We start from the raw sequence: 6,852 nt of genomic DNA, 5'->3' as shown, positions 1-6,852 counted from the left end.
AACGACGAGACTCCCGCGGGAGAAGGAGCTAGGCGAGACCCCACAAGGAGTGTTAACGACTGAGGAGGCTTGCCAGTTCCCCCGCAGGAAAGCGAGTTGTTTCCGTAGCCAGCCCCTCTCTATATGAGCAACGGACCCAGAATATCTCGAAACTGAGTCTTCAACTATCCGGTCCTTTAGCTTAATAAGCTTATTAGAAATAAAGAAAAGGCCTTCTATCTAAAAGGTTTGCTTCATAAACAAACTCTTTTTGATAGAGGCCTTCTCACAAGAAGCGTTATTTAGTTACTGTACCTGCTTCAGCTGGATGCTCACCGTGACGATAGTAGTCAGCATCAATGGCATCAAGTGTTTTACGCCCAAGGATAAGATCCGCTGCCTTTTCTGCCAGCATCAATACAGGAGCATGGATATTTCCGTTTGTTACATAAGGCATGGCAGATGCGTCCGCCACTCGTACATTGTCGAGTCCGTGAACCTTCATTGAGTTAGGGTCAACCACTGCCATCGGGTCTGATTCAGGTCCCATCTTAGCTGTACAAGACGGGTGAAGCGCCGTCTCAGCGTCTTCCCTTACCCAATTCAAAATCTCTTCCTCGGTTTGAACCGTAGGACCAGGTGAAATTTCTCCAGCATTGTAAGGTCTCATAGCAGGTTGAGACATAATTTCACGAGTGATGCGGATCGCTTCTACCCACTCACGTTTATCTTGTTCAGTAGACAGGTAGTTGTACACCATGCTTGGGTGCTCTTTCGGATCTTTCGACTTAATCTTCAAGGACCCACGTGCATCTGAATACATAGGTCCGATGTGGACTTGGAATCCGTGATCGGTTGGTGCTTTTTGTCCATCGTAACGTACCGCTACCGGAAGGAAGTGGAACATCAAGTTCGGATAGTCAACGTCTTCATTTGAACGGACAAAACCTCCCCCTTCGAAATGGTTCGTTGCCGCAGGTCCTGTACGTCCAAGCATCCACTGTAAGCCGATCCAAGGCATGCGTCTCTTCTGCAGGTTAGGCTGTTCGGAAACCGGAACCGGGCACGCATGTTGCACATATACTTCAAGGTGATCTTGAAGGTTTTCCCCTACTCCCGGTAGATCGACAACTGGCTCAATGCCAAGGGAGCGAAGGTGCTTCGCATCACCAACACCAGAGAGTTGAAGCAACTGTGGCGTGTTGATCGCCCCACCTGAAAGAATAATTTCTCCGGCTTGTACTTGATGCATTTTTCCGTTTCGTTTATACGTTAATCCTTTAGCTTTCGTCCCAACGAAGTCAATGTTTGTAACAAAAGCACGTGTCTTGACTGTTAGGTTCTCACGGTCCATTACCGGGTGCAAGTAAGCACGGGATGCAGACAGACGTTGCCCTTTGTAAACGTGTTTATCAAATGGTCCGAAACCTTCCTGACGAAATCCGTTTACATCAGGGGTTCTGTTATACCCAGCCTGTACACCTGATTCAAAGAAAGCTTCGAACAAAGGATTTTTAGCTGGACCGCGTTCCAGTTTGATTGGACCATCGTTACCGCGAAGTTCATCATTCGGCGATTCAAGCGCATTCTCTAGACGCTTGAAATAAGGAAGACAATGCTTCCAATCCCAACTTTCCATCCCTTCATCGGCTCCCCAGCGTTCATAATCTTTTGGATTTCCGCGTTGATAGATCATACCGTTAATGGAACTGGAACCTCCAAGTACTTTTCCGCGCGCATGCGGGATTCGACGCCCATTCATATACGGCTCAGGATCTGATTCGTACTGCCAGTCATAAAGGTTCTTCCCTGAAGGGAACGGCAATGCTGCCGGCATTTGAATGAGTAAATCCCATGAATAGTCACTGCGTCCAGCCTCTAGAACAAGTACACTTTTTTTACCATCTTCACTTAAACGATTGCCAAGTACCGAACCTGCACTACCGCCACCCACAATTACATAATCATATGATTCAATCATAGCCATTTTGTGTTCCTCCTTAGATGTTGTGTTTCGAAAAAAATATAAGCAAAATAAAATCCTTGCTAAGTAGACCTTCTTCATTATGAAATTTATTTGATTGATCGTTATCATCCATAAACCTGGGGAGAGACTTAGGCCTCTCCCTTAAAGATTGCTAGATAAATAGCTTAAAACCAGTTAATCGGTTCAGGTTTAAGGTTTTGGAATATATGCTTCGTCTCTGTATATTCTTCAATCCCTAATTTGCCTAGTTCACGACCAATGCCAGATTGCTTAAATCCACCCCACGGGGCGTGCGGGAAATATAGGTTGAATTCATTGATCCATACCGTTCCCATACGCATTTTAGCTGCACAGCGTTCAGCTTTGGCAATATCATTTGTAAAGACACCGCCCGCAAGCCCATAAATGGAATCATTAGCAAGCTTAGTCGCTTCTTCTTCTGCACTGAATTTCTCAACTGTGATAATTGGACCGAAGCCTTCTTCTTGAACAATGTGCATGTCTGTGGTGCAGTCTGTGAAAATAGTAGGCAGATAGAAGAAGCCTTTTTGCAACTCCGGATCTTCTGGGCGCTTGCCTCCAACGGCTAAAGTTGCCCCTTCTTTTACCCCTGTTTCCACATACTTCTCCACTTTCTCAAGGTGTTCAGCTGAAATAAGCGGCCCCATTTGAGTATCTTCATCAAATCCGCTGCCCAGCTTGAATTTTTTCACTCGCTCCACAAGGGCGTTGACGAATTCATCGTGAATGCTTTCTTCTACAATTAGTCTTGTACCAGCGGAACAAATCTGTCCTGCGTGGAAAAATACTCCGTTTAACGCCTGGTCGACAGCTAAGTCAAAGTCAGCATCCGCGAAGATAACATTCGGGTTCTTTCCGCCGAGTTCAAGCGCGAGCTTCTTCACATTCACGCTAGCCGCCTGCATAATTTTCTTCCCTGTCGCAATGCCACCTGTGAAAGAAATAAGATCTACATCTGTACTGCTGGACAACTCAGCACCAATCGTATTGCCTGCACCAAGAACAAGGTTAGCCACACCAGCAGGTACGCCAGCTTCTTCCATCAATTCGAAGACTTTAATTGTAGTAAGAGGTGTAATTTCACTCGGCTTCATGATTAAGGTATTTCCTGTCGCAAGAGCTGGGGCCAGTTTCCAGGACGCTTGCAGTAACGGATAATTCCAAGGTGTAATCTGTCCACAAACTCCAACTGGTTCGTGTACCACTTTGCTGCTTGAGTTCGGTACAGGAGAATCAATCAGTTCTCCTCCATCTTTATCTGCAAGTTCTCCATAATAACGAAACACTCCAGCGATATCCTCCATGTCTCCACGACTTTCTTCTACTGTTTTTCCAGTATCCAATGATTCTAAATAGGCTAGTTCTTCTTTGTCTCTTTCAATTAATTCAGCAATTCTCGTTACGATAGTTCCTCGTTCAGTTGCTGGGGTTAAAGCCCATTCCCCGTTATCAAATGCTTCTCTTGCCGCAGCGATGGCTGCTTTTGCATCTGATTCATCACCTTCAGGAACCGTGGCAATCATTTCCTGATTAAATGGATTGATAATGTTGCGCGTCTTTCCTGAGTGCGCGTCCACCCATTTTCCATTGATGTATTGTTGTAATTTTAGATCCATATCTATCAACTCCAATTCTGAAGTAAATTAATTTTATTAAAAATTTATTTAACAAATTAAACATTAACACGTCTTTTAAATGCTGTCAAAACTATTTAGAATCTAAAGTACAGGAAGAAATGGAGTGAACTATAATGCTTATGATTACTAAGGCGGCGAAGTTTCATCAGATCCAGAAATCAGATTCTTATTTGACATTTCAACTGAACACGTTAATATAAGTCTTGTGAAGAATATTTGATAAAAATTTAACACAGTTTACTTTATATTGAAGGAGCGACCTTATGAGTGACACTGAAAGATCAAGCATTAAAATGGAAGAAGCCAAGGATAAAGTTATTGGTGCCATTGCAGAGACAATGGATTTATACGGAGTGACACCAGCTGCTGCAAACTTATATGCGACGATGTACTTCAAAGATCAGATGACACTTGATGAAATGCGTACCGAACTTGGAATGAGTAAACCGAGTATGAGTACAAGCGTCCGCAGGCTCCAAGATATAGATATGGTGAAAAAAACATTCACCCGAGGTTCCAGGAAACATACGTATGCAGCTGAGAAAAATTTCTTCCGATCCTTTATGTCGTTTTATTGTCAGATGTGGGAACGTGAAGCGAAAATGAATTTGGAAGCCATTACGGAAGCTCAAGAGGATTTTATTAATGTTATAAAAGATTCTGCCAGTACACCTGAAATTGTCGCAGAAGCAAAAAAATACTATGACCAATTAGAGGAATCTAAAACATACTACCATTGGTTAGAGGACTTAGTTGAAAGTATAAGAAGCGGTAAGATATTCGAATTCTTACCGAAAGATTCACAAGATTAAAGTGCCAAGAAGTGATCAGACAGTCTATAGAAACCAATTACAGCCTGCCTTGTCACAGGGTTAGTCCCCTCTTTCCTAAGAAAGAGTGGGCTTCTTTATATCATTATATTAAAAAAATTCTTAACGTATTTAATTTTTTACAATCTGTAAAAATTAAAATAAATAACAACAAAGGGGAGTTTTCAACATGTACAAGTGGAAAAAAGAACTTAGTTTTATTTTAGCGATTCTAATGGTTGCTGTACTGGCCGCATGCGGAAGCAATGGTGAGGAAGCAAACAGTGAGCAGACAGGTACAGAATCAGAAGCAAAGGATAAAGAATTAACGATTGGCCAAGTTAATTGGGCTGAAAACATTGCTGTAACAAACATGTGGAAAGTAATTTTAGAAGACAAAGGTTATAACGTGAAATTAAGCAATTTGAATATGGGTAGTACGATGAAGGCGTTAGAAAGCGGAGATCTAGATGCTAGCTTGGAAATTTGGCTGCCCGTCCAGGATGCTAATTACTTAGAGAAATATCAAGATACGGTAAATTTCTCAGATGCTACCTGGTACGACAAAGCAAAAGTAGGACTTGTGGTTCCAGCTTATGTTGAAGAAGTGAATAGCGTAGAAGACTTAAACGAGCATAAGGAAATGTTCAATAGTGAAATTGTTGGTTTTGGTCCTGGAGCAGGTACGATGGAAGTAACGGAAGATTTAATTAAGGACTATGAACTCGACTTTGAACTGCTTTCAAGTTCTGAATCTGCGATGCTTGCTGAAATTGGAGAAGCAGTAAAAAATGAAGAACCCATTGTAGCACCACTCTGGAGCCCGCACTGGGTGTTCTCAAAATACGACTTGAAATTCCTGGACGATCCACAAAACACATACGGTGGTGTAGAAAAAATTCACCATGCGACAAGACAAGGGTTTGAAGAAGAATACCCAGAAGTAAGCGAATGGTTTAAGAATTGGAAAATGGATGATCAACAAATCGGCGAGCTTATCGAGTATGTAGAAGGCGCCGAGGAACCTATTGACGGTGCTAAGAAATGGGTGGAAGAAAATCAGGATTTGATTGATGAGTGGGTAAAATAAAGGTATAAACATAAGAAATAACGAAGCTGGTCCCTCGTTTATCATGAGGGCCAGCTTCTTTTTATTATGAATGGAAAAATTCCCTTGATGGACACACGAGAACGCAAATCATTAATACCGAAGCAGATTCTTGCCTATTTCCCCTACAGCACAATCATAAGAATTTTGAAAAGCATATACATACTATATCTTTTAAACTTCAATACAAGTAAGCGAGTAAAACGGAAATGATCTTCAAACATTTTGTTTTTGTTGCTCACTTATCAAAAGGGGATAAGTATTCATGTGTGTTATTACAAATGTAAGTTGTTCAGAGATTCCTCAGCCCGGTGGACGTCGCGAACAACAGTTTACGCTTCCTAGCGGTGCAGTCATCACCCTTCAGCAAGTTCGGGTTTTAATTACAGGTACAGTTAGCGTGACGCTAGACGATGGCAGAATTGGGTCAACAGATTTTAGTATATGTGAAACGTACTACTTATGCGCACCATCCGGCACAAGTATAGAATGCCAAATCACTAGCTCGGAGTGTTTTGTATGTACGATTGTCGACAACCCAATTGAAACTCTTGCCGATGTCAATGTGAACTTGTGCGTGGGAATTCAATCGACGGCTAACGTCACGGTGGCGCTTGAGGCGATGTTCTGCCAGCCGAGAGAACAAGAATTTCAGCGCTCTTGCCCTACTCCTATTCCCCCACTTTCCTGCTCAACTCAAGTGACAGAAGCTACTAATCCTTGTCCTGAGCAGAATTCACTACGCGCAACTCAAACCGGAGAATCGTTTTGCTTTACTACCGATCGCGTATACGATTGGGTCCAAAATCAAGTAGAGAACTCTGTAACCGTATCGATATCGCCGCTTGTGTGTGTCTATGAAGTAACATCTGCAGAGGGAAATGATTGTACAGGGATTTCTCAAGGTGACTTGGTCTGTTATCCATGTACCACTCCTTGTGAGGAGACACTAGTTTGTACAAACGGCGTTTGTGGTTTAGTCCTCACTCGAACGTCCGAAACTTGCGTGCCATGCCCTTCGGATGCTATAGAGCTTTCCCAGGATTTCAGCTGTCAAGTGCCAGGCGGAAGAGTCTTTAATGTGACTCAAGGCATCTTTTATAATGAAATACAACCAGCGGTAGATGATGCAAACCCTAATGATTTCTTGATTGTCTTTCCGGGTGAGTATCCGCAAACCACGTTCCTTACGATTGATAAGCCATTAACGATTACAGGATTTTCAGCTGAGGTAACGAACGTGATCTTCCCAGACTCCTTGACCAATACAACCAGTCTAAGGCTGCAGGCGGATAACATTACCATATCCGA

4 protein-coding genes and 1 pseudogene are annotated in these 6,852 nt (G+C 42.8%); 3 read left to right on the top strand and 2 right to left on the bottom strand.

Annotation, left to right across the window (positions count from 1 at the left end):
- Positions 1–277 precede the first annotated feature (277 nt).
- The gene (gene betA, locus WAM07_RS15490) at positions 278–1,960 is read right to left on the bottom strand and encodes a choline dehydrogenase (RefSeq protein ID WP_422168264.1); all 1,683 of its coding nucleotides are present in this window, start codon (positions 1,958–1,960) and stop codon (positions 278–280) included.
- Between the two features lie 170 nt (positions 1,961–2,130).
- Positions 2,131–3,603: a betaine-aldehyde dehydrogenase gene (gene betB / locus WAM07_RS15485; RefSeq protein ID WP_422168262.1), complete on the bottom strand. Its 1,473-nt coding sequence runs from the start codon at positions 3,601–3,603 to the stop codon at positions 2,131–2,133.
- Between the two features lie 284 nt (positions 3,604–3,887).
- Here betB and cudC point away from each other — a divergent pair, with 284 nt between their 5' ends.
- The 3 genes and pseudogenes from cudC to WAM07_RS15470 all read left to right on the top strand — a co-directional run.
- On the top strand, positions 3,888–4,436 hold the full coding sequence (gene cudC / locus WAM07_RS15480; RefSeq protein WP_422168260.1) for a choline uptake/conversion transcriptional regulator CudC: 549 nt from the start codon (positions 3,888–3,890) through the stop codon (positions 4,434–4,436).
- Between the two features lie 187 nt (positions 4,437–4,623).
- Positions 4,624–5,523, top strand: a complete 900-nt coding sequence (locus WAM07_RS15475; RefSeq protein ID WP_422168259.1) for a glycine betaine ABC transporter substrate-binding protein — start codon at positions 4,624–4,626, stop codon at positions 5,521–5,523.
- A gap of 283 nt (positions 5,524–5,806) precedes the next feature.
- Positions 5,807–6,852 (top strand): annotated as a pseudogene (locus WAM07_RS15470) (hypothetical protein); the annotation flags it as partial.

Source organism: Halobacillus sp., assembly GCF_049282395.1.
GTDB lineage: Bacteria > Bacillota > Bacilli > Bacillales > Halobacillaceae > Halobacillus.
The sequence above is the reverse complement of the archived record's forward strand: the minus strand, read 5'-3'. Positions and strand labels throughout refer to the sequence as shown.

Bases quoted from the DNA above. Each gene is read 5' to 3' on its own strand.
- betA (WP_422168264.1), bottom strand. From the start codon at position 1,960: ATGATTGAATCATATGATTATGTAATTGTGGGTGGCGGTAGTGCAGGT.
- betB (WP_422168262.1), bottom strand. From the start codon at position 3,603: ATGGATCTAAAATTACAACAATACATCAATGGAAAATGGGTGGACGCG.
- cudC (WP_422168260.1), top strand. From the start codon at position 3,888: ATGAGTGACACTGAAAGATCAAGCATTAAAATGGAAGAAGCCAAGGAT.
- WAM07_RS15475 (WP_422168259.1), top strand. From the start codon at position 4,624: ATGTACAAGTGGAAAAAAGAACTTAGTTTTATTTTAGCGATTCTAATG.